The organism is Streptomyces sp. NPDC001920 (assembly GCF_053594495.1).
In genome coordinates this window covers 65,180-87,524 of sequence record NZ_JBSFEP010000008.1, presented here as the reverse complement: position 1 = coordinate 87,524, position 22,345 = coordinate 65,180, and the positions used below count along the sequence as shown (strand labels likewise).

Annotated in this window: 19 protein-coding genes; 5 read left to right on the top strand and 14 right to left on the bottom strand. The window is 70.3% G+C overall.

What is annotated here, in order from left to right:
- Window positions 1-86: 86 nt before the first annotated feature.
- From glmS to ACWCPI_RS15455, 3 genes are all read right to left on the bottom strand, one after another.
- On the bottom strand, window positions 87-1,904 hold the full coding sequence (glmS, locus tag ACWCPI_RS15465) for a glutamine--fructose-6-phosphate transaminase (isomerizing) (protein ID WP_451038604.1): 1,818 nt from the start codon (window positions 1,902-1,904) through the stop codon (window positions 87-89).
- Window positions 1,905-1,918: 14 nt separating this feature from the next.
- Entirely contained in the window at window positions 1,919-2,176 is a 258-nt protein-coding gene (locus tag ACWCPI_RS15460; RefSeq protein WP_451038603.1) for a hypothetical protein, read from the bottom strand.
- A 145-nt stretch (window positions 2,177-2,321) separates the two neighbouring features.
- Complete coding sequence (locus ACWCPI_RS15455; protein WP_451038602.1) at window positions 2,322-3,209, bottom strand: DUF4429 domain-containing protein; 888 nt, start codon at window positions 3,207-3,209, stop codon at window positions 2,322-2,324.
- Window positions 3,210-3,321: 112 nt separating this feature from the next.
- Here ACWCPI_RS15455 and ACWCPI_RS15450 point away from each other — a divergent pair, with 112 nt between their 5' ends.
- Window positions 3,322-4,911 (top strand): beta-N-acetylhexosaminidase, encoded by a 1,590-nt coding sequence (locus tag ACWCPI_RS15450; RefSeq protein WP_451038601.1) that lies wholly within the window; start codon window positions 3,322-3,324, stop codon window positions 4,909-4,911.
- A 64-nt stretch (window positions 4,912-4,975) separates the two neighbouring features.
- Here ACWCPI_RS15450 and ACWCPI_RS15445 read toward each other — a convergent pair whose 3' ends face one another.
- From ACWCPI_RS15445 to ACWCPI_RS15400, 10 genes are all read right to left on the bottom strand, one after another.
- Window positions 4,976-6,748 carry an IucA/IucC family protein gene (locus ACWCPI_RS15445; RefSeq protein WP_451038600.1) on the bottom strand — a complete coding sequence of 591 codons (1,773 nt, stop codon included), beginning with the start codon at window positions 6,746-6,748 and terminating at the stop codon, window positions 4,976-4,978.
- Window positions 6,745-7,278, bottom strand: a complete 534-nt coding sequence (locus ACWCPI_RS15440) for a GNAT family N-acetyltransferase (RefSeq protein ID WP_388799940.1) — start codon at window positions 7,276-7,278, stop codon at window positions 6,745-6,747. The genes ACWCPI_RS15445 and ACWCPI_RS15440 overlap by 4 nt, the downstream gene beginning before the upstream one ends.
- The gene (locus ACWCPI_RS15435; protein WP_451038599.1) at window positions 7,275-8,552 is read right to left on the bottom strand and encodes a lysine N(6)-hydroxylase/L-ornithine N(5)-oxygenase family protein; all 1,278 of its coding nucleotides are present in this window, start codon (window positions 8,550-8,552) and stop codon (window positions 7,275-7,277) included. Before ACWCPI_RS15435 ends, ACWCPI_RS15440 begins: the two co-directional genes overlap by 4 nt.
- The gene (gene desA, locus ACWCPI_RS15430; protein WP_451038598.1) at window positions 8,536-9,978 is read right to left on the bottom strand and encodes a lysine decarboxylase DesA; all 1,443 of its coding nucleotides are present in this window, start codon (window positions 9,976-9,978) and stop codon (window positions 8,536-8,538) included. Before desA ends, ACWCPI_RS15435 begins: the two co-directional genes overlap by 17 nt.
- A gap of 159 nt (window positions 9,979-10,137) precedes the next feature.
- Window positions 10,138-10,971, bottom strand: a complete 834-nt coding sequence (locus tag ACWCPI_RS15425; RefSeq protein WP_451038597.1) for a siderophore-interacting protein — start codon at window positions 10,969-10,971, stop codon at window positions 10,138-10,140.
- Window positions 10,972-11,092: 121 nt separating this feature from the next.
- Entirely contained in the window at window positions 11,093-12,139 is a 1,047-nt protein-coding gene (locus ACWCPI_RS15420; protein WP_451038596.1) for an ABC transporter substrate-binding protein, read from the bottom strand.
- 194 nt (window positions 12,140-12,333) lie between these two features.
- Window positions 12,334-13,494, bottom strand: a complete 1,161-nt coding sequence (locus tag ACWCPI_RS15415; RefSeq protein ID WP_451038595.1) for an acyl-CoA dehydrogenase family protein — start codon at window positions 13,492-13,494, stop codon at window positions 12,334-12,336.
- A gap of 6 nt (window positions 13,495-13,500) precedes the next feature.
- A complete protein-coding gene (locus ACWCPI_RS15410; protein WP_451038594.1) occupies window positions 13,501-14,436 on the bottom strand; it encodes a hydroxymethylglutaryl-CoA lyase in 936 nt (311 codons plus the stop codon).
- Window positions 14,433-16,361 carry an acetyl/propionyl/methylcrotonyl-CoA carboxylase subunit alpha gene (locus ACWCPI_RS15405; protein ID WP_451038593.1) on the bottom strand — a complete coding sequence of 643 codons (1,929 nt, stop codon included), beginning with the start codon at window positions 16,359-16,361 and terminating at the stop codon, window positions 14,433-14,435. The genes ACWCPI_RS15410 and ACWCPI_RS15405 overlap by 4 nt, the downstream gene beginning before the upstream one ends.
- 14 nt (window positions 16,362-16,375) lie before the next feature.
- Window positions 16,376-17,992, bottom strand: coding sequence for a carboxyl transferase domain-containing protein (locus ACWCPI_RS15400; RefSeq protein WP_451038592.1), 1,617 nt, complete (start codon window positions 17,990-17,992; stop codon window positions 16,376-16,378).
- A 95-nt stretch (window positions 17,993-18,087) separates the two neighbouring features.
- On the opposite strand from ACWCPI_RS15400, the gene ACWCPI_RS15395 reads away from it, so the two are divergent.
- From ACWCPI_RS15395 to tesB, 4 genes are all read left to right on the top strand, one after another.
- Window positions 18,088-18,681, top strand: coding sequence for an SACE_7040 family transcriptional regulator (locus ACWCPI_RS15395; RefSeq protein WP_451038591.1), 594 nt, complete (start codon window positions 18,088-18,090; stop codon window positions 18,679-18,681).
- A 51-nt stretch (window positions 18,682-18,732) separates the two neighbouring features.
- The gene (locus tag ACWCPI_RS15390) at window positions 18,733-19,308 is read left to right on the top strand and encodes a Uma2 family endonuclease (RefSeq protein ID WP_451038783.1); all 576 of its coding nucleotides are present in this window, start codon (window positions 18,733-18,735) and stop codon (window positions 19,306-19,308) included.
- 97 nt (window positions 19,309-19,405) lie between these two features.
- A complete protein-coding gene (locus ACWCPI_RS15385; protein WP_451038590.1) occupies window positions 19,406-20,563 on the top strand; it encodes an acyl-CoA dehydrogenase family protein in 1,158 nt (385 codons plus the stop codon).
- A 56-nt stretch (window positions 20,564-20,619) separates the two neighbouring features.
- On the top strand, window positions 20,620-21,486 hold the full coding sequence (gene tesB / locus ACWCPI_RS15380) for an acyl-CoA thioesterase II (protein ID WP_451038589.1): 867 nt from the start codon (window positions 20,620-20,622) through the stop codon (window positions 21,484-21,486).
- Between the two features lie 31 nt (window positions 21,487-21,517).
- On the opposite strand, the gene ACWCPI_RS15375 is transcribed toward tesB, so the two are convergent.
- Window positions 21,518-22,165 carry a DedA family protein gene (locus ACWCPI_RS15375; RefSeq protein WP_451038782.1) on the bottom strand — a complete coding sequence of 216 codons (648 nt, stop codon included), beginning with the start codon at window positions 22,163-22,165 and terminating at the stop codon, window positions 21,518-21,520.
- Window positions 22,166-22,345: the final 180 nt, after the last annotated feature.

Genomic DNA, 22,345 nt, shown 5'->3' with positions numbered 1-22,345 from the left:
TCACGGGGGGTCCGTCTTGTTTCGTCGGCCTGTGCGGGTGCGTCGTGGTTTCTCGCGCAGTTCCCCGCGGCGCCCCTAGGGGTCGGCTATTCGACCGTCACCGACTTGGCGAGGTTCCGGGGCTTGTCGATGTCCCGGCCCAGGGCCAAGGCCGTGTGGTAGGCGAGGAGTTGCAGCGGGATGCCCATCAGGATCGGGTCCAGCTCGTCCTCGTTCTTCGGGACCACGATCGTCTGGTCGGCCTTCTCCTGGTGCTGGTGGGCGACCGCGAGGATCTTGCCGCTGCGGGCCTTGATCTCCTCCATGGCGGCGCGGTTCTTCTCCAGCAGGTCGTCGTCGGGGACGATCGCGACCGTCGGGAGGGCGGGCTCGATCAGGGCCAGCGGGCCGTGCTTGAGCTCGGAGGCCGGGTAGGCCTCGGCGTGGATGTAGGAGACCTCCTTGAGCTTCAGGGAGGCCTCGCGGGCGACCGGGTAGCCCCGCACGCGGCCGATGAAGAGCATCGAGCGGGCGTCGGCGTACTGCTTGGCCAGCTTCTCGATCTCCGCCTCCTGCTCCATGACCTCGGCGATCTGGGCGGGCAGCTTGCGCAGGCCCTCGATGATCCGCTTGCCGTCGCGGACGGAGAGGTCGCGGGTGCGGCCCAGGTGCAGCGCGAGGAGGGCGAAGGCGACCGTGGTGTTGGTGAAGCACTTCGTCGAGACGACGCAGACCTCGGGGCCCGCGTGGACGTAGATCCCGCCGTCGGCCTCGCGGGCGATCGCCGAACCCACGACGTTCACGATGCCCAGGACCCGGGCGCCCTTGCGCTTCAGCTCCTGGACGGCCGCCAGCACGTCGTACGTCTCACCGGACTGGGAGACGGCGATGTAGAGCGTGTCGGGGTCCACGACCGCGTTGCGGTAGCGGAACTCGGAGGCGGGCTCGGCGTCCGCGGGGATGCGGGCCAGCTCCTCGATCATCTGGGCGCCGATCATGCCCGCGTGGTACGAGGTGCCGCAGCCGAGGATCTTCACCCGGCGGATCCGGCGGGCCTCGCGGGCGTCCAGGTTGAGGCCGCCGAGGTGCACGGTGGAGAAGCGGTCGTCGATGCGGCCGCGCAGCACGCGGTCCACGGCGTCGGCCTGCTCGTGGATCTCCTTGTGCATGTAGGTGTCGTGGCCGCCCATGTCGTAGGAGGCGGCCTCCCACTCGACGGTGGTGGGCTCGGCCGTGGTGCGGGTGCCCTCCGTCGTGTAGGTGCGGAAGTCGTCGGCCTTGAGGGTCGCCATCTCGCCGTCGTCGAGGGTCACTATCTGCCGGGTGTGGGCGACCAGCGCGGCGATGTCCGAGGCGACGAACATCTCCTTCTCGCCGATGCCGAGGACGACCGGGGAGCCGTTGCGGGCGACGACGATACGGTCCGGGAAGTCGGCGTGCAGCACGGCGATGCCGTACGTGCCCTCGATGAGCCGGAGGGTCTCGCGGACCTTGTCCTCCAGCTTCTCCGCCTGCGAGCGGGCGATGAGGTGGACGAGGACCTCGGTGTCGGTCTCCGAGAGGAACTCGACGCCGTCCGCCTCCAGCTTGCGGCGCAGGTCGGAGGCGTTGTCGATGATGCCGTTGTGGACGACGGCGACCTTGCCCTCGGCGTCCAGGTGCGGGTGGGCGTTCACGTCGGAGGGGGCGCCGTGGGTGGCCCAGCGGGTGTGGGCGATGCCCGTCGTGCCCTTGAAGCGCGCCGGGACCTTGGCCTCCAGGTCACGGACGCGGCCCTTGGCCTTGACCGTCTTCAGGCCGGCCGCCTTCGGGGAGGTGACGGCGATGCCCGCCGAGTCGTAGCCGCGGTACTCCAGGCGCTGCAGGCCCTCCAGCAGCAGGGGAGCCACGTCACGCTTCCCGATGTATCCGACGATTCCGCACATATATATACGTATTCCTAGCCGTAGACGATGCGCCGCAGCTGCCGGAGCGAAAGGTCCGGCGGTGCCACCGCGCGATACTTGAGATCCGCCTCGATCCGCTCGAAGATCGTCGCGTTGACCAGACCCTGAGCCTGGAGCTCGCGGTGGCGGCGACGGACGTAGTCCTCGGTCGTCTCGTCGAAGTAGGCGAGCACGTCCTGGATCACCCGCAGCGCCTCGCCCCTGTTCAGGGGCGTGGACCGCGTCAGGTGATCGACAAGTTCCTCGTGCACCCGGTAGATCCTGGGGTACCGGAGCCGGTTTCGCAAGAAACCTGCCCGATTTCGGGCAGTGGCCTGCGGAAAGTCTAGGGGTGGGGAGGCCCGCTTCGCGCTCCGCGGCAACGGGCCGGACGCCGACCCCAGGCGGGCCGGTGTACTACATCCGCTTGAGGACGGCCTGCTTGGCCAGGCTGAACTCCTCGTCCGTCAGCACGCCCGTGCGGTGCAGTTCGCCGAGCTCGCGCAGACGGCGCAGGAGGGCGTCGTGGTCGTCCTCGGCGGGCGCGGCCGGGGCCGGCAGCGCCGGTGGCGCGTCCTGTGCGGCCGCGGCCGCGGCGGTGGCTCGGGCCGGGTGCGGGAGGCGGGCCTGGACCGCCGCCGCGACCAGGGCCATCAGCGGGTCCTTCTTGAAGCCCCACAGCTCCACGGAGTTGTGGTCGTACTTGGGCGGCGCCTTGGTGGGCGCGTTGCGCACGGTGAAGCGGAGGCAACCGTTCTCCAGGCCCACCGCCGGCTGCCACTCCACGGCCGCGATGTCGGACAGGGGGAGGGAGCGGGTGCCGGCGGCGGCCTTGGCGTCCTCCGTCTTCCAGTTCCACTCCAGCCGGACCTGCTCGCCGTCGAAGCTCGCGGTGCCGTCCCCGGCGGAGACCGACAGCGGCACCGAGGGGCCCGGCAGCAGGAATTCCTCGACCGGATCGGCGGGGACCCGGTCGAGCAGCAGGGCGCCTCGCACCTCGTCCACGACGTACTCCGCGACGCCGTACCGGTCGGACTCGACGATCAGCTGGTACGGGTCGTGGGGCTCGGTGAGCCGGCCGCCGGTGGCGTGCAGCAGCGGGTCGGCGCCGTCGCGCAGGCGCAGCCTGAGGCGCCCGGCCTTCTTGCCCTGCTCGAAGGAGACCCCCGCCAACGCCCCCAGAGGCACGACCAGTTCACCCAGCGTCCTGCGGAACAGACTGACGGACTTGTCCCGTCCGGGGATCAGGCGCAGGGCGTCGCCGTCGAAGACCCATGTGCCGTCCTTCTGGATGATTTCCGCCATGGGGTGGATTGTTCCACCAGTCTCACGAGAGAGTGGTCCAGACCTTTTGGGGCTCAACGGCTCATGGAACTCGACGGCTCATGGAAGGGACACGCTTGTGAGAGCTGGCCGTGTGAGACAGCACCACAGAACGCTCCGCCTTCTCGGTTCCCTGCTGCTGGTCGCGATGGGCGTCTGCGTGACAGGCGCGGCTCCCGCACCACCGGCATCCTCCGCCCCGCTCGACCGCGTGGTCCCCGCGCCCGCGTCGGTCGCCCCCGGTGGCGCCCCGTACCGCATCACCCCCGCCACGCACATCCGCGTCGACGACTCCCGTGAGGCACGCCGGATCGGCGAGTACCTCGCGACCGTCCTGCGCCCCTCCACCGGCTACCGCCTCCCGGTCACCACCCGCGCCGGCGGCGGCATCCGGCTGCGCCTGGCCGAGGGCGCGTTCGGGAACGAGGGCTACCGCCTCGACAGCGGCCGCAAGGGCGTCACCATCACCGCGGCGAAGCCCGCCGGCCTCTTCCACGGTGTGCAGACGCTGCGCCAGCTGCTCCCGGCGGCCGTCGAGAAGGACTCCGTGCAGCCCGGCCCCTGGCTGGTCGCGGGCGGCACGATCAAGGACACCCCGCGCTACGGCTGGCGCGGCGCGATGCTCGACGTGTCCCGGCACTTCTTCACCGTCGACCAGGTCAAGCGCTACATCGACCAACTCGCCCTCTACAAGATCAACAAACTGCATCTGCACCTCAGCGACGACCAGGGCTGGCGCATCGCCGTGGACTCCTGGCCGCGCCTGGCGACCTACGGCGGCTCGACGCAGGTCGGCGGCGGCCCCGGCGGCCACTACAGCAAGGCCGACTACAAGGAGATCGTCCGGTACGCGTCCTCCCGCTACCTGGAGGTCGTCCCCGAGATCGACATGCCCGGCCACACGAACGCGGCGCTGGCCTCCTACGCCGAGCTGAACTGCGACGGCGTGGCGCCCCCGCTGTACACCGGCACCGAGGTCGGCTTCAGCTCGCTGTGCGTCGGCAAGGACATCACGTACGACTTCGTGGACGACGTGATCCGGGAGCTCGCCGCGCTCACGCCGGGCCGGTACCTGCACATCGGCGGGGACGAGGCGCACTCCACCAGCCACCAGGACTATGTGGCGTTCATGGAGCGGGTGCAGCCCATCGTCGCCGAGTACGGAAAGACGGTGGTCGGCTGGCACCAGCTGACCGGCGCGACTCCGGCGAAGGGGGCGCTCGCCCAGTACTGGGGGCTCGACGGTACGAGTGCCGAGGAGAAGGCGCAGGTGGCGAAGGCCGCACGGAACGGGACGGGGGTCGTTCTCTCGCCCGCCGACCGGATCTACCTGGACATGAAGTACACCGCCGACACTCCGCTGGGCCTGGACTGGGCGGGCCTGGTGGAGGTGCGGCGGTCCTACGACTGGGATCCGGGCGACTACCTGCCGGGGGTGCCCGCTTCGGCCATCAGGGGTGTGGAGGCACCGCTGTGGACGGAGACGATCACGAAGTCCGCGGACATCGAGTACATGGCCTTCCCGAGACTGGCGGGCGTGGCCGAGCTGGGCTGGTCGCCGGCTTCCACGCATGACTGGGACGGCTACCGGCTGCGGCTCGCCGCGCAGGGGCCGCGGTGGGAGGCACTGGGGATCGGGTACTACCGGTCGCCGCAGGTCCCCTGGCCCGCCTCGCGGGGCTGACATGCCGACGGGCACCCCGAAGGACCGTACTCCGGGGTGCCCGTCCGTCCGAGGGGGCCGTGGACTACAGCCCCGCGATGGGGTTCTTCAGGGTGCCGACCAGCTGCAGGGCGCCGGCCGGGTCCGACAGGTCGACCATCTGCTGGTTGTTGCGCAGCTGGAGGCGGTTGAGGCAGGACAGCGCGAACTCGGGGGCGAACATGTCGTACTGCGTGAACTTGTCGGCCAGTTCGGGCACCGAGCGCTGGTAGTCCCGGGTGACCTCGGCGACCGTGCGCCAGAAGTCGTCCTCCTCCAGGACTCCCTCGGCGGCGAGGTTCGCGGCGAGGAAGCGGAAGAAGCAGTCGAAGACGTCCGTGAAGACGGACAGCAGCTTCGTGTCCTCGGGCACGTCCACGCGCAGCCGCTCGACCGTCGGCGGCAGTACCGCCTCCGGGTCCATGACGGCGATCTCCTCGGCGATGTCCTTGTAGATCGCACGCTCGACGGCGCCGTCCTTCAGGACGAGGATCACGTTCTCGCCGTGCGGCATGAAGACCAGGTCGTAGGCGTAGAAGCTGTGCAGGAGGGGAGTGAAGTACGCCTTCAGGTACCGGCGCATCCACTCCGTCGGCGCCAGCCCCGACTGCTCGATCAGCGCGCCCGCGAAGGAGGCGCCCTCGTGGTCGACGTGGACGAGGGAGGCCATCGTGGCCAGCGACTCGCCCTCCTTCAGCTGCGGCACCGGGCTCTCGCGCCACAGCGCGGCCAGCATCTTGCGGTACGGCGAGTAGCGGTCCGTCGCCGCCTCGTACTCCAGGTGCCGGTAGCCCACGGCCGCGCGTTCGCGGATGATCGACAGACCGGTGGACCTCAGTACCGGGTCGTTCTCGATGAGCTGGGCCAGCCAGTCGTTGATCGCGGGAGTGGCCTCCATGTAGGCGGCCGACAGCCCGCGCATGAAGCCCATGTTGATGACGGACAGGGCCGTCTTCACGTAGTGCTTCTCGGGGCTGGTGCGGTTGAAGAACGTGCGGATGGACTGCTGGGCCAGGTACTCGTCGTCGCCCTCGCCCAGGACGACGAGGTGGCGGCGGGCGACCTCGGCGGCGAAGGTGACGGCGAGCTTGTTCCACCACTGCCACGGGTGGACGGGGATGAGGAAGTAGTCGGCGGGGTCGAGGTCCTGCTCGCGCAGCACGCCGTGGAAGCGCTCGACGGTCTCCTCGCCCAGCTCCTGCCGTACGAAGGTCTCGTACTCGATGCCGACACCGGCCGTGAACGCGGCACGCGAGCGGTGGGCCGCGAGCCAGACCAGGCGGACGGGGCTCGCCGTCTCGGGGGCGTACGCGAGGTACTCGTGGATGCCGAAGCCGAGCCGCCCGTTGTTGGCCACGAAGCAGGGGTGGCCCTCGGTCATGCCGGTCTCGATGGCCTGGAAGCCGGACCTGACCAGCTCGGCGACCGGTACCTGCGGCTTGGTGAGCTTGTAGCAGGTGCCGGAGAGGGTGGAGGAGATCTCCTCCAGGTAGACCGGCAGGATCTCGTCGCTCAGGCCGAGCGACTTCTGCAGCTCGATGAAGAAGTCCAGCGCGGCGAGCGGGAGTTCGGACCCGTCACGGTGGCGGGTGATCGAGTCGGCGTCGACCTGCCAGTGGTCCAGGGCGCGGATCACGGCCCTGAAGGTGTACCGGGTCAGGCCGTCGTCGCTGCGGACGACGTACGTGCCGTCGCCGCCGGCCTCCGGCGTGATCAGGCGCTCGTGCGCGAACTCGGCGAGCGCCTTGCGGATCAGGAGGCGGTTGGCCCGCGCCCAGCGGTGGGGGGACAGATGCGCCACGGCGTCGGACAGGGTCATACGGCTACTCCTCGGGCGGCCTCGAACTGCTCGCGGGTGCAGAAGCTCAGCAACGCCTTCTTCTCCGGCTTCTGGATCTCGCGCTCGGGCACGAAACCGACGGCTTCGTTCAGGGCGTGGACGGCCTTGTTGGAGACGTCGGGCTCCACGACCACGCGCCGCACCTGGGGGTCCTCGAACAGGTGCGCCATCACGGCGGTGATGACGGACCTCGTGAACCCGTGCACGGGCTTGTCGGTCGCGGGGGTGAGGAAGTGCATGCCGACGTCACCCGGCTGGGGCTCGTACAGGCCGACCAGCTCCCGGTGGGCGGGGTCGTACTTCTCCATCAGGAAGGCGGGAACGCCGTCCTCGTCGAGGCCGAGCAGGGCGTGGTGGTGCTCGTCGGCCGCGATCTCCATGTAGGCGCGCTCGACGTCCTCCAGCCGCGCGTCCTGCATCATCCAGAAGGCGGCCTTGGGGTGGGTCACCCAGGCGTGCAGGAGCTCGGCGTCCTGCAGGGGGTCGAGGGGGCGGAACGTGAACGTCATACGGAGAACTCCTGGAACGCGATCGTCTTCTCGACGGGGTAGTACTCGGTGCCGAGCAGCTCGCGGATGATGTACGCGTTCCGGTACGGGCCCATGCCCAGGTCGGGGCTGGTGATGCTGTGCGTGTGCACGCCGGCGTTCTGCAGGAACACGCCGCGGCCGGTGACGTCGACGGCGTAGTTGCGGGCGACGTCGAAGTTGCCCCGGGAGTCGTAGACCAGGCGGTCCTTGACGGGCGCCAGGAACTCGGGCTCGGCGTACTTGTAGCCGGTCGCCAGGATCAGGCCCTGCGAGCTGAGCTCGAAGTCCTTGTTCTGCTCCTCCTGGCGGAAGCCGAGGGTGTACGTGCCGTTCTCGTACACCGCGCTGGTCAGGGCGGAGTTGGTGAGCAGCCGGGTGGGGACCGGGCCGCCGAGGTTCTTCTGGTAGAGCAGGTCGAAGATCTCGTTGATCAGGTCGCCGTCGATGCCCTTGAACAGGCCCTTCTGCTCGGCGGTGAGCCGGTAGCGGGTGGCCTCCGGGAGCTCGCGGAAGTAGTCGACGTACTCCGGTGACGTCATCTCCAGCGTGAGCTTGGTGTACTCCAGCGGGAAGAAGCGCGGGGAGCGGGTGACCCAGTTCAGCCGGTAGCCGTGGACGTCGATCTCGCTGAGCAGGTCGTAGTAGATCTCGGCGGCCGACTGGCCGGAGCCGACCAGGGTGATCGAGTCCTTCTTCTGCAGCTCCGCCTTGTGCTGCAGATAGCGGGAGTTGTGGATGAAGTCGCCGCCCAGCCCCTGGCAGGCCTCGGGTATGTGGGGCGGGGTGCCCGTGCCGAGGACGAGGTGGCGGGCGCGGTAGGTGTCCCCGGCGGCGGTGTGCACGACGTACAGCTCGTCCTCGTAGCGGACTTCCGTCACGGTCGTGCCGAAGCGGATGCTGCTCAGCTGGTTCGCGGCCCAGCGGCAGTAGTCGTCGTACTCGACCCGCAGCGGGTAGAAGTTCTCGCGGATGTAGAACGAGTACAGTCGGCCCTTCTCCTTCAGGTAGTTCAGGAAGGAGTACGGCGAGGTCGGGTCGGCCAGGGTGACGAGGTCCGACATGAACGGCGTCTGGAGGTGCGCGCCGTCCAGGAACATGCCCGCGTGCCACTCGAAGTCGGGCTTCGACTCCAGGAAGACGCCGTCGAGCTCGTCGATCGGCTCGGTCAGGCAGGCGAGGCCGAGGTTGAACGGGCCGAGCCCGATCCCCACGAAGTCATGGGTGGTGGTCGGGTTTTCAGGACGCGCGGTCAAGGGACTCTCCCAGGTACTGCTCGGCGTGGCCGGCGATCAGGTCGAGGACGGCGGCGATGTCGTCGGTCGTCGTCTCGGGGTTGAGCAGGGTGAACTTCAGGTAGTGGCGGGCGCCCACCTTGGTGCCCGCGACCACCGCGTCGCCGGAGGCGAACAGGGCCTTGCGGGCGTACAGGTTGGCGCGGTCGATCTCGGCCGGGTCGGTGACGGCCGCCGGGATGTAGCGGAAGACCAGGGTGGAGAGGGTCGGCTCGACCACGACGTCGAAGCGCGGGTCGGCGGCCAGCAGCTTCCAGCCCTCCACGGCCAGGTCGCAGACCTCGTCGAAGAGCTGCCCGATGCCGTCGGCGCCCATGGTCCGCAGGGTCACCCACAGTTTGAGGGCGTCGAAGCGGCGGGTGGTCTGCAGGGACTTGTCGACCTGGTTGGGGATGCGCTCGTGCACCATGCGGCGCGGGTTGAGGTACTCCGCGTGGTAGGTGGCGTGGCGCAGGGTCGAGGCGTCGCGGACCAGCACGGCGGAGGAACTCACAGGCTGGAAGAAGGACTTGTGGTAGTCGACGGTGACCGAGTCGGCGCGCTCGATGCCGTCGATGCGGCCCCGGTACTTGAGGCTCGCGAGCAGACCGCAGCCGTACGCCGCGTCCACGTGCATCCAGGCGCCGAACTGCTCGCACAGCTCGGCGATCTCGGGCAGCGGGTCGATGGACCCGAAGTCCGTGGTGCCGGCGGTGGCGACGACCGCCATGGGGACGAGGCCGTCCTTCCGGCAGCGCTCCAGCTCGTGGGCGAGGGCGACGGTCTGCATGCGCTTGTCGTGGTCGACCGGGATGGAGACCACGGCGTCCTGGTCCAGGCCGAGCAGTTTCGCCGACTTCTTCACGCTGAAGTGGCTGACCTCGGAGGCGAAGATGCGCAGGTCGGCGAAGGAGTTGCTCTTCGCCTCCTCGCGGGCCAGGAGCAGGGCCTGGAGGTTGGACTGGGTGCCCCCGGAGGTGAAGACGCCGTCGGCGTTCTCGCCCAGCCCTATGCGCTCCGTCGTCCAGTCGATGAGCCTGCGCTCGATGAGGGTGCCGCCGGCCGACTGGTCCCAGGTGTCCAGCGAGGAGTTGACGGCGGACAGGATCGCCTCGCCGAGCACGGCCGGGATGACGACCGGGCAGTTGAGGTGGGCGAGGTAGCGAGGGTGGTGGAAGTAGATCGCGTCCCGGAGGTAGACGTCCTCCAGCTCGTCGAGGACCGCGGCGGTGTCGAGCAGCGGCTTGTCGAGGTCGATCGCGTCGATGGTGGGGGCGAGGTCGTCGACCGTGACTCCGGTGAACGGACGGTCGGTGGTGGCGAGTTTGGCCGCCACCCGCTCGATGCCTTCGGTCACGGAACGGCGGTACTGCTCCGCGGTCGTGTCGTTGAGCAGGTGCGAGCGCATGGGGAGGTCCTCCGGTGGGGACGGGCCGTGAGTGCTGTGGGGAGTTGTGATCAACTTAGGTTAGCCTAACCTAAGTTCCCTTGGGTGATGGCAGCATCAAGGGTGACTACGATCACTTCGGTCGCAGTGCATGCCCGAGTGCCTTGGTTTCGTGGGTGCTCAGCCCTGCTCGCGCAGCTGTTCCTCGGTCAGCCCCTGGCGCCAGTACCCCACGAAGGTGACCCGCCGGCGGTCGACGCCGCGCTCCTCGACGAAGTGCCGGCGCAACGCCTTCACCCCGCCGGACTCGCCCGCGATCCAGACGTACGGGTGCTCGGCGGCGGGGAGCCGGGCGGCGCGGATCGCGTCGAGGGCCATGGGGGAGCCCTCGGCGCGCGTCTCCTCCTGGACCAGCCAGGTGATCTCGGCGTCCGCCACGGTCACCATGTCCTGCATGGCCGCGGCGTCGCGCACCTCCAGCCAGACCCGGGCTCGGGTACCGGCGGGCAGGGATTCGAGGATGGCCGAGACGGCGGGTACGGCGGTCTCGTCGCCCCAGATCACCAGCAGGTCGGTGTCCGCCGGTGGCCGGAACCGGATCGCCCGGTTGTCGGCGATCGCCGGGCCGAGCAGCAGGACCCGGTCACCCGCGGCGGCGCGGGCGGCCCACCGCGAGGCGGGGCCGGCCGGGGTGTGCAGGACGAAGTCGATGTCGATCTCGCCGGGGTCCCGGCGCAGCGCGCGCAGCGTGTACGACCGCATCACGGCCCGTACGTCGTCCGGGAGTTCACGCCAGCCCTGCCACCAGCCGTCACCGAGCTCCAGCGGGACCCGCGGCTCGCTCTGGCCCGGATGCGGCAGGAACAGCGACAGGGACTGGTCGTGCCCGTCGGAGAAGAAGTACCGCAGATCGTCCCCGCCGAAGGTGACCCGGACCATGGACGGACCGAGCCGCCGCGTCCGTACGACGTGCAGGGAGAAGAACCGGAACGGGGCGGCTACGGCTGTGGTCATGGGGTAACTCCTGAATCGGCGTCAGGGGTGCTGCCCGGGGGCCGTGTACCGGTGTGCGGCTGTGTCGCATGGGCGCGAGCGGCCGCGGCGGCCCACGGCTCCCCGGGTGGCTGGGGCCTGGTCAGCTGACCTTCTTGGCCTTCTCGATGGCCTCGGCGAGGCTGGTGAGCAGCGGCGTGCACTTGGCGTACGAGAGGATCGGCTCGGGCGAACGGGCGATGACCTGCCCGGCCTTGACCGCCGGCAGCTTCTTCCAGGTCGCCTCGGTGATGTCGGCCGGCTGGATGGTCGAGGAGCGGTCGTCCATCATGATGATGTCGGCCGGGTACTTGTCGACGTTCTCCCAGCTCAGCGACTCGAACCAGCCGCCGCCCTGCTTCTTGGCGCTCTCCGGCGGCTCGACGAAGTTCACGCCGAGGGCCTTGAAGTACTCCAGGTCGATGGAGAGGTTGGTGCCGGAGACGTAGAACAGGTCCTGGCTCGCGGAACCGGCCATCACCTTGATCTCGGGGCGGGCCTTCGCGGCCTTGCGCAGCCGCTCCGCCGCCGCCTCGAAGTCCTTCTTGGACTGGGCGACCTTGTCGGCCTTCAGGTCCGCGCCGAGGGACTCGGCCAGCTCCCACATCCGCTCCAGCGGCTTGGTCAGCTGGCGGTCGTAGACGGAGATGGCCGCGCTCGGGGCGAGCTTGGCGATCTTGTCCTTGGAGGCCTCGGGGACGTACCAGAGGGTGCCGGCGCTGTCGAAGGTCGTGGAGATGAGGACCTCGGGGGCGAACGCCGCGTACTTCTCGACGTTGAACTGGTCCCAGACGTTGCCGAAGACGGTCAGCTTGCTGACGTCCATGTCGCCGGCCTGCACGTCGGCCTTGCCGTCCTGCGTCTTGGTGGGCCCGAAGACGCCCTTGATCTCGATGCCGTAGTCGTACAGGGCGGCCGCGACGCCGACGAAGGCGACGATCTTCGTGGGCACCTTGTCGAGCTTCACGGTGGTCCCGCGGTCGTCCTTGAACGTCCAGGGGCCGGACTTGGCAGCCGTCGTGGCGTCGTCCGAACCACCGTTTTTCGCGTCGCCGTCCCCGCAGGCTGCGAGCACGGCCCCGAGGCCGAGGGCGCCGCCGGCGGCGAGGATGCCGCGGCGGGAGAGGTGGGTGGCTCTGGCGTTGGACATGGCTACGCTGCTTTCGAACAGGGCGGATCACCCGCGGACAATTCGAAGGTAGGTTAGCCTAACCTGAGCTGATGTCCAGTGGCGGGGGCCTTGCTTTCCCAAGTGTGCCCACCCTGTGAAGCCTGGCGTCTCAGCCTGCGAGGCCCAACTTCCTTTCATTCAGGCAAAGTTGGGCCTCGCGCGTTCCGTAGGCGTCAGCCCGCCAGCCCCAACTCCCGCGCGATCAGCATCCGCTGCACCTCGCTGGTGCCCTCGCCGATCTCCAGGATCTTGGAGTCCCGCCACATGCGCGCGACGGGGTACTCGTTCATGAAGCCGTAGCCGCCGTGGATCTGCGTGGCGTCCCGGGCGTTGTCCACCGCCACCGTCGAGGAGTACAGCTTCGCCAGGGCCGCCTCCTTCTTGAAGGGCTCCCCGGCCACCAGGCGCGAGGCGGCGTCGCGCCAGGCGAGGCGCGCCGTGTGCGCCTTCATCTCCATGTCGGCGATCTTGAACTGGATCGCCTGGTTGGCGCCGATGGGGCGGCCGAAGGCGTGGCGCTCCTTGGCGTACTTCACCGACTCGTCGACGCAGCCCTGCGCCAGGCCCGTCGCCAGCGCCGCGATGGCGATCCGGCCCTCGTCCAGGATGCGCAGGAACTGGGCGTAGCCACGGCCCTCCTCGCCCAGGAGGTTGGCGGCGGGGACCCGGACGTCGGAGAAGGACAGCTCGCGGGTGTCGGAGGCGTTCCAGCCGACCTTGGAGTAGGGGGCGGCGACCGTGAAGCCCTTTGTGCCGGACGGGACGATGATCGCGGAGATCAGCGGCCTTCCGTCGGGCTTGCGGCCGGTGACCGCCGTGACGGTGACCAGGCCCGTGATGTCCGTGCCCGAGTTGGTGATGAAGCACTTCGTGCCGTTGATCACCCACTCGTTCGTCTCCGCGTCGAGCCGGGCCGTCGTCCGGGTCGCCCCCGCGTCGGAGCCGCCGTCCGGCTCGGTGAGCCCGAAGGCGCCGAGGATCTCGCCGGAGCACAGCTTCGGCAGCCACTGCCGCTTCTGCTCCTCGGTGCCGAAGAGGTGGATCGGCATCGCACCGAGCGAGACGCCCGCCTCCAGGGTGATGGCGACCGAGGAGTCCACGCGGGCCAGTTCCTCCAGCGCCACCCCGAGGGCCTGGTAGTCGCCGCCCATGCCGCCGTACTCCTCGGGGAACGGCAGGCCGAACAGGCCCATGCGGCCCATCTCCCGGACGATCTCGTACGGGAACTCGTGACGCTCGTAGAAGTCGCCGATCTTCGGCGCCACGACATCGTGCGCGAACTGCTCCACCGTGCGGCGCAGTTCCTCCAGTTCGGGGGAGAGACGGTGGTTCATGGCTGTTCAGTGCTCCTTGTGGGAGAGGGCTCGGACGGTGCGGGACGGGCTGGGTCGGCCCAGTTGTTCGGCCATCCACGCGCTCGTGGCGACGAGGCGGCCGAGGTCGACTCCGGTGTCGATGCCGAGGCCCCGCAGCATCCACACGAGGTCCTCCGTGGCGAGGTTGCCGGTGGCGGACTTGGCGTAGGGGCAGCCGCCCAGGCCGCCGGCGGAGGCGTCGACGGTCGTGACACCGTGCTCCAGGGCGGCGTAGGTGTTGGCCAGCGCCTGGCCGTAGGTGTCGTGGAAGTGGACGCCGACGACGCCGGTCGGCACACCCTCCGCGTCGAGGGCGGACAGGAGCCCGCGCACATGACCGGGCGTGGCGACCCCGATCGTGTCGCCGAGGCTGAGCTCGTCGCAGCCCATGTCCCGCAGCGCCTTGCACACACGCACCACCTGGGGGACGGGGACCGCGCCCTCCCACGGGTCGCCGAAGCACATGGACACATAGCCGCGGACATGGAGGCCCTCGTCCTTCGCCCGCGCCACGACCGGCTCGAACACCGCCAGCGACTCGTCCAGTGTGCGGTTGAGGTTGGCCTTGGCGAAGGACTCCGTGGCGCTGGCGAAGACGGCGACCCGCCGGGCACCGAGGGCCAGGGCACGGTCCAGACCGCGGTCGTTGGGGACCAGGACGGGCAGCTGCACGCCTTCCAGGCCGCTGACGAGCGGGTACAGCCGCTCGGCGTCGGCGAGCTGGGGCACCCACTTGGGGTGGACGAAGCTGGTGGCCTCGATCGTCGTCAGCCCCGCCTCGGCGAGCCGGTGCACGAACTCCGCCTTGATCTCGGTCGGCACGCTCGACTTCTCGTTCTGCAGGCCGTCGCGCGCGCCGACCTCGTGGATCCGCACCCGGGCGGGCAGGTTCGGTGCCGGCACCGTCATGGGCAGCGTCATCGCTCCTCCTCCACCGGCTCGATGACCGCGAGCACCTGGTCCATGGCGACCGTGGCGCCCGGCGCCACATCCAGCTCGGCGACCGTCCCGGCGTGCGGCGCGGAGATGACGTGCTCCATCTTCATCGCCTCGACCACCAGCAGACTCTGACCCGCGCTCACCTCGTCGCCGACCGCGACCTTCACGACCGTCACCGTGCCGGGCATCGGCGCGGTCAGGGAGTCGGCGCCCGCGTGCGCGGCACCGGTCAGGGACGCGGCCACCGGGTCGTGGTCGCGTACGTGCCAGGCCTCACCTTCGCGGCCGAGCCAGTCGCCGGCCCGGTGGAAGGTGTGGCGGACGCCGTCCAGCAGGACCGACACGCCGTCCGGGGTGACGGTGTGCGTGCCGCGCGGGACGTACTCCACGGGCTCCTGCACCCGCAGCGGGAACGCGACCGGTTTCGCGACGCCGCCCAGCCGCCAGCCGCTCGGCACCGAGAACGGGTCCGTCCAGCCGTCGCCCTTCGGGCGCAGCGCCTCCAGCCGTACGGCCGCCGCCGCCTCGTAGACCTCGTCGGGAACGTCCGTGGTGACCAGGTCGGGCGCCTCGCGCTCCACCAGGCCCGTGTCCAGCTCGCCCGCGACGACCGCCGGATGCGCGAGCAGGCGCCGCAGGAACCCGGCGTTGGTCTGCACGCCCAGCGTGACCGTCTCGGCGAGCGCCGCCCGGAGCCTGCGGATCGCCGTCGCCCGGTCCGGGCCGTACGCGATCACCTTGGACAGCATCGGGTCGTACAGGCTGCCGACCTCGGTGCCCTCGCTGAGCCCGGAGTCGGTGCGCACGCCGTCGCCCTGGGGCTCGCGCAGCCTGAGGACCGTGCCGCCCGACGGCAGGAACCCGCGCGCGGGGTCCTCCGCGCACACCCGGGCCTCGATCGCGTGGCCGGTGAGCCGGACGTCGTCCTGCGTGAACGGCAGCGGCTCGCCCGCGGCGACCCGAAGCTGCCACTCCACCAGGTCCAGCCCGGTGATCAGCTCGGTGACCGGGTGCTCCACCTGGAGCCGGGTGTTCATCTCCATGAAGTAGTACGACGACGGGTCACCGCCGGGGACGATGAACTCGACCGTGCCCGCGCCCCGGTAGCCGCAGGAGCGGGCCGCCTGGACCGCGGCCTCGCCCATCGACGCGCGCGTGGCCTCGTCCAGCAGGACGGACGGCGCCTCCTCGATGATCTTCTGGTGCCGCCGCTGGAGGGAGCACTCGCGCTCACCGAGGTGGACGACGCCTCCGTGGCCGTCGGCCAGGACCTGGATCTCGATGTGCCGGGGACGGTCGATCCACCGCTCGACGAGGAGGGTGTCGTCGCCGAAGGAGGCGCGGGCCTCACGGCGGGCGGCGGCGATCTCGTCCCCGAGCACCACCGCGTCCCGCACCAGGCGCATGCCCTTGCCGCCGCCGCCCGCGGAGGGCTTGAGCAGCACGGGCATGCCGATCTCCCGGGCCGCGTCCACCAGTTCGGCGTCCGTGAGCCCGCTGCCGCTGGACCCGGGCACGACCGGGACCCCGGCCGCCTTCACCGTCTCCTTGGCGCGGATCTTGTCGCCCATCAGGGAGATGGCGTCGGCGGGCGGTCCGATGAAGACGAGGCCGGCGTCGGCGCAGGCGCGCGCGAAGTCGGCGTTCTCCGCGAGGAATCCGTAACCCGGGTGCACGGCCTGGGCGCCGGTGCGTGCGGCCGCCTCCAGCAGCCGCTCCACGGACAGATAGCTCTCGGACGCCGGCGCCGGACCGATCCGTACCGCCGTGTCGGCCTCGCGTACATGCCGTGCGTCGGCGTCGGCGTCGGAGAAGACGGCCACCGAGCGCACGCCCAGCGAGCGGAGCGTACGGATGACCCGTACGGCGATCTCGCCCCGGTTGGCCACGAGCACTGTGTCGAACATGGGTTCCGTCCCCCTCACATCCGGAAGACGCCGAACTGGGGGTCACCCAGGGGCGCGTTGGCACAGGCGGTCAGGGCCAGGCCCAGCACCTGACGGGTCTCCAGCGGGTCGATGACCCCGTCGTCCCAGAGCCGGGCGGTGGCGTAGTAGGCGTTGCCCTGGCGCTCGTACTGCTCGCGGATCGGCGCCTTGAAGGCGTCCTCCTCCTCGGCGGGCCACGACTCGCCGCGCGCCTCCAACTGGTCCCGCTTGACGGTCGCGAGGACGGAGGCGGCCTGCTCGCCGCCCATCACGGAGATCTTGGCGCCCGGCCACATCCACAGGAACCGGGGCGAGTACGCCCGGCCGCACATGGAGTAGTTCCCGGCGCCGTACGACCCGCCGACCACCACCGTCAGCTTCGGCACCCGGGTGCAGGCCACCGCCGTGACCATCTTGGCGCCGTGCTTGGCGATGCCACCGGCCTCGTAGTCCTTGCCGACCATGAACCCGGAGATGTTCTGCAGGAAGACCAGCGGGATCCCGCGCTGGTCGCACAGCTCGATGAAGTGGGCGCCCTTCTGGGCGGACTCGGAGAACAGGATGCCGTTGTTGGCGACGATGCCGACCGGGTGGCCGTGGATCCGGGCGAAGCCGGTGACGAGTGTCTGGCCGAACTCGGCCTTGAACTCCGCGAAGCGCGAGCCGTCGACCACGCGCGCGATGATCTCGCGGACGTCGTAGGGGGTGCGGGAGTCCACGGGCACGGCGCCGTACAGGCCGTAGGGGTCGACCTTCGGCTCCGCGGCGGGCGTGACCTCCCAGGGGAGCGCCCCGCGCGCGGGCAGGGTCGCGACGATGTTGCGCACGATGCGCAGCGCGTGCGCGTCGTCCTCGGCGAGGTGGTCGGTCACGCCGGACACCCGGGAGTGGACCTCGCCGCCGCCCAGCTCCTCCGCGGTGACGACCTCGCCGGTGGCGGCCTTCACCAGCGGGGGGCCGCCGAGGAAGATCGTGCCCTGATCGCGGACGATGACGGCCTCGTCGCTCATCGCGGGGACGTACGCGCCGCCCGCCGTGCACGACCCGAGGACCGCGGCGATCTGCGGGATCCCGGCGCCCGACATCCGGGCCTGGTTGTAGAAGATCCGCCCGAAGTGCTCGCGGTCCGGGAACACCTCGTCCTGCATGGGCAGGAAGGCGCCGCCGGAGTCGACGAGGTAGACGCACGGCAGGCGGTTCTCCAGAGCCACCTCCTGCGCGCGCAGGTGCTTCTTCACGGTCATGGGGTAGTACGTGCCGCCCTTGACCGTGGCGTCGTTGGCGACGATCACGCACTCGCGTCCGCTGACCCGTCCGATGCCGGCGATGACACCGGCGGCCGGGGCCTGCCCGTCGTACATGCCGTCGGCGGCGAGGGGAGCGAGCTCCAGGAAGGGGGAGCCGGGGTCCAGGAGGGTGTCGACCCGGTCCCGGGGCAGCAGCTTCCCGCGCGCCGTGTGCCGGGCGCGCGCCTTCTCGCCGCCTCCCAGCCGGGCGGCGGCGAGCTTGCCGTGCAGCTCCTCCACCAGCGCCCGGTGGGCCTCTTCATTGGCCCGCCATGCCTCCGACGCGGGATCTGCCGCGCTCGCAAGCTCCGGTGCCTCGTGCATCCTGCGGTCCCCTCACCCAGTGATCGACTGTTAATGAGCGTTAACCATTTCCATCAGGTTAACGACCGCTAACCTCCCTGTCTAGAATTGCTTGCATGGCCACCAGAACCGACGCCCCGACCCGCCGCGAACAGATCCTCAAGGAGGCCGCGCGGCTCTTCGCCGAGCGCGGCTTCCACGGCGTCGGCGTCGACGAGATAGGCGCCGCCGTGGGCATCAGCGGGCCCGGTCTCTACCGGCACTTCGCCGGCAAGGACGCCATGCTCGCCGAGCTGCTGGTCGGCATCAGCGGCCAGCTGCTGACGGGCGCGAAGCGGCGGCTGGCGGAGGCCGACGGGGTGCCGCCCGAGGCGGTCCTCGACTCCCTCATCGAGGGCCACATCGACTTCGCCCTCGACGACCGCCCCCTGATCACCCTGCACGACCGTGAGCTGGACCGCCTCCGCGACAGCGACCGCAAGCTCGTCCGGCAGCTCCAGCGGCAGTACGTCGAGCTGTGGGTGGAGGTGGTCCGGAAGGTGTACCCGGACCTGGCGGAACCGACGGCCCGCTCGGCCGTGCACTCGGTGTTCGGGCTGCTGAACTCGACCCCTCACCTGGGCCGTCCGGGGGCGCTGCCGGGGCGCGGGGTCACGGCGGAGCTGCTGCACCGGATGGCGCGGGGGGCGTTCGGGGCGGCGGAGGGCTGAGCCGCGCGGACACGCCCATCCGTGCGCACTGGGTACGCTGCGGCCGTGGCAATGGACTACGCCAGGATGCGCGCGATCGCCGAGCGTCTTGATTCCTACGCCGAACGGCTCGAAGGGGCGTGGAGCGTCGAGATCGGCTCCTCCGGCCCGGTACTGGCCATGAGGCGCCTGCCGAAGCGGCACGCGGGCACGGTCCTGCGTATCCGTCTGCAACTGGACGAGCAGCTGCCCCGTACGCATCCCGGCCACATCTGCGTCAGGGGCCCTGTGATCGAGGACCCGGCGCTCGGCCGTATGCGGCTCCCGGACGCGGTCGTCCTTCCGGAGGCTGCGCTCGACGAGGAGGGTTTCGCCGTCGACGCGGTGCAGGTGCCGGCCGTCGTGGAGGTCTTCTCGCCGGCCGGCCCGACCGGCGACTTCGTCGACAAGTTGGCCGACTACCCGGCCATGGGTATCGCCGACTGCATGATCGTCGACCCCCGCACCGGCACCGTCGAGGTCCACTCCGATCCGTGCGGGGGCCGCTACATGCGCAAGGACGCCTACATCTACGGCGACTCGGTGCCGTTCGGGCCCTGGAGGGTCGAGACCTCCGAATTCCGGCGGTACGGCAGACCAGGAGAGTGACGAGCGTTACGGCCGCCCCACCCTGGACGCCGCTCCCTACCCGCCGGTACGGTTGAATGAGCAAGCGCTTAGACATGTACCGGTGGAGGTGGACGGCGTGCGCCGTACGGTGTTCAACGAGGATCACGAGGCGTTCCGGGAGACCATCCGGGCCTTCATCGAGGCCGAGGTGGTCCCGGTCTACGACGAGTGGTTCGCGGCCGGCCAGGCGCCGCGCGACTTCTACTACAAGCTCGCCGAGCTCGGTGTCTTCGGCATCCGTGTCGACGAGGAGTACGGCGGCGCCGGCATCGACTCGTACAAGTTCGAAGCGATCATGTACGAGGAGACGGCCCGCGCGGGCGTCCAGTTCGGCGGCTCCGGCGTGCACGTGCTGCTCGGCCTGCCGTACATCAAGATGCTCGCCACCGACGAGCAGAAGAAGCGGTTCCTGCCGAAGTTCGTCTCCGGCGAGGAGATGTGGGCGCTGGCGATGACCGAGCCGGGCACCGGCTCCGACCTCGCGGGCATGAAGACCACCGCCAAGCTCTCCGAGGACGGCACGCACTACGTCCTCAACGGCGCCAAGACCTTCATCACGGGCGGTGTGCACGCCGACCGCGTGATCGTCTGCGCCCGTACCGCCGCCCCGACGGCCGAGGACCGCCGCCACGGCATCTCCCTGTTCGCCGTGGACACCAAGTCCGAGGGCTACTCGGTGGGCCGCAAGCTCGACAAGCTGGGCCTGAAGACCTCCGACACCGCCGAGCTGGCCTTCGTCGACGTCAAGGTGCCCGTCGAGGACCTCCTCGGCGAGGAGAACAAGGGCTTCTACTACCTCGGCCACAACCTGGCCTCCGAGCGCTGGGGCATCGCCTTCGGCGCCTACGCCCAGGCCAAGGCGGCCGTGCGGTTCGCCAAGCAGTACGTGCAGGAGCGCACCGTCTTCGGCAAGCCGGTCGCCGCCTTCCAGAACACCAAGTTCGAGCTGGCCGCCTGCCAGGCCGAGGTCGACGCCGCCGAGGCCGTCGCCGACCGCGCGCTGGAGGCCCTCGACGCCGGCGAGCTGACCCCGGCCGAGGCTGCCTCCGCGAAGCTGTTCTGCACCGAGGTCGCGCACCGCGTGATCGACCGCTGCCTGCAGCTGCACGGCGGGTACGGCTTCATGAACGAGTACCCGATCGCCCGCCTGTACGCGGACAACCGCGTCAACCGGATCTACGGCGGCACCAGCGAGATCATGAAGACGATCATCGCGAAGGACATGGGCCTGTAAGGCACGGCGTCACCGGCCAGCAGGACCCGAAGTCACCGGTCAAGAGAAAAGGTGCCATGAACCAGGCACTGCAGGATCTCCTCGATCTGCTCGATCTGGAGCAGATCGAGGAGAACATCTTCCGCGGCCAGTCCCGGTCCGCCGTCGTCCCGCGGGTCTTCGGCGGCCAGGTCGCGGCCCAGGCGCTGGTCGCCGCCGGGCGCACGGTCCCCGGGGACCGGCACGCCCACTCCCTCCACGCGTACTTCCTGCGCATGGGGGACCCCGGAGCGCCCATCGTCTACAACGTCGACCGCATGCGCGACGGCCGCTCCTTCACCACCCGCCGTGTCGTCGCGGTCCAGCACGGCAAGCCGATCTTCGCGCTGTCGGCGTCCTTCCAGACGTACGAGGAGGGGCTGGACCACCAGACCCCGATGCCGCCCGCGCCCGACCCGGCGTCGCTCCCCACCTCCCAGGAGCGCCTGCGCGGCTACGACCACCTCGACCCGGCGGTCGTCGAGAGGTTCCTGGAGGCACGCCAGGCGGTCGACCTGCGCTACGTCGACGAGCCGCCGTACGGCCGGTTCGGCGAGCCGCGCGAACCGCACTCCCAGGTCTGGTTCCGCACCAACGGCAAGCTCGCCGACGACCCCCTGCTGCACGTCGTACTCGCCACGTACGTCTCCGACATGACCCTGCTCGACTCGGTCCTGCTGGCGCACGGCCGGGGCGGCTGGGCCGTCGGGGACGTGGTCGGCGCCTCGCTGGACCACGCGATGTGGTTCCACCGGCCCTTCCGGGCCGACGAGTGGCTCCTGTACGACCAGGAGTCGCCGTCTGCGCACGGCGGACGTGGCCTGGGACAGGCCCGCATCTACACGCAGGACGGGCAGCTGGCGGTGTCGGTGATCCAGGAGGGCGTGGTCCGCGTCCCGCGGTGACGGCTGATCGCCCGTCCCCCGCCCGTCCGCCCTAACGCCCTACCGCCTCCCGCTCTTCCACGGTGACCGTCGGACGCTCGGCCGACCGGTCGCCGCCGCGGCGTCGGCCGCTGCCCGACCGGAGCACCCGCAGGGCCAGGAACCCGACGACGGCCGGCGCCACGAGCGCAAGGATCACCTTGGAGTACAGGCCCACCAGGTCGGTGACCTGGTGCCAGCGGGCGCCGAGGGCGTAGCCGGCGCAGATGAAGGCGGTGTTCCAGATGAGGCTGCCCACCGCGGTGAGCGCGAGGAACAGGGGCAGCCGCATGCGTTCCACACCGGCCGGTATCGAGATGAGGCTGCGGAAGATCGGTATGAAGCGGCCGAAGAAGACGGCCTTGGTGCCGTGCCGGAGGAACCACGCCTCCGTCCGCTCCACGTCCGCGACCTTCACCAGGGGCAGCTTGGCGGCCACGGCGATCAGACGTTCCCGGCCGAAGAGCGCGCCGAGCAGGTAGAGGGCCAGCGCGCCCACCACCGAACCCGCGGTCGTCCACACGACGGCGGCGACGACGTCCATCCGGCCCTGGCTCGCGGTGAACCCGGCCAGCGGCAGGATCACCTCGCTCGGCAGCGGCGGGAACAGGTTCTCCAGCGCGATGGCCAGTCCGGCGCCCGGACCGCCCAGCTTCTCCATGAGGCCGGCCGCCCAGCCGGCGACTCCGCCGACGGGTGCGCCGGACACGGCAGCGATGATCATGCGCGTATTTTACGAAGACTTGACCTAAAGGGTCGGTGAGGACGGCCGCGACTGCTGCTGGGCCGGGCCCGTCCGGCCACGGATCCGGCCGAGGCGGAGGCGCCGCCGCGCTCCGAC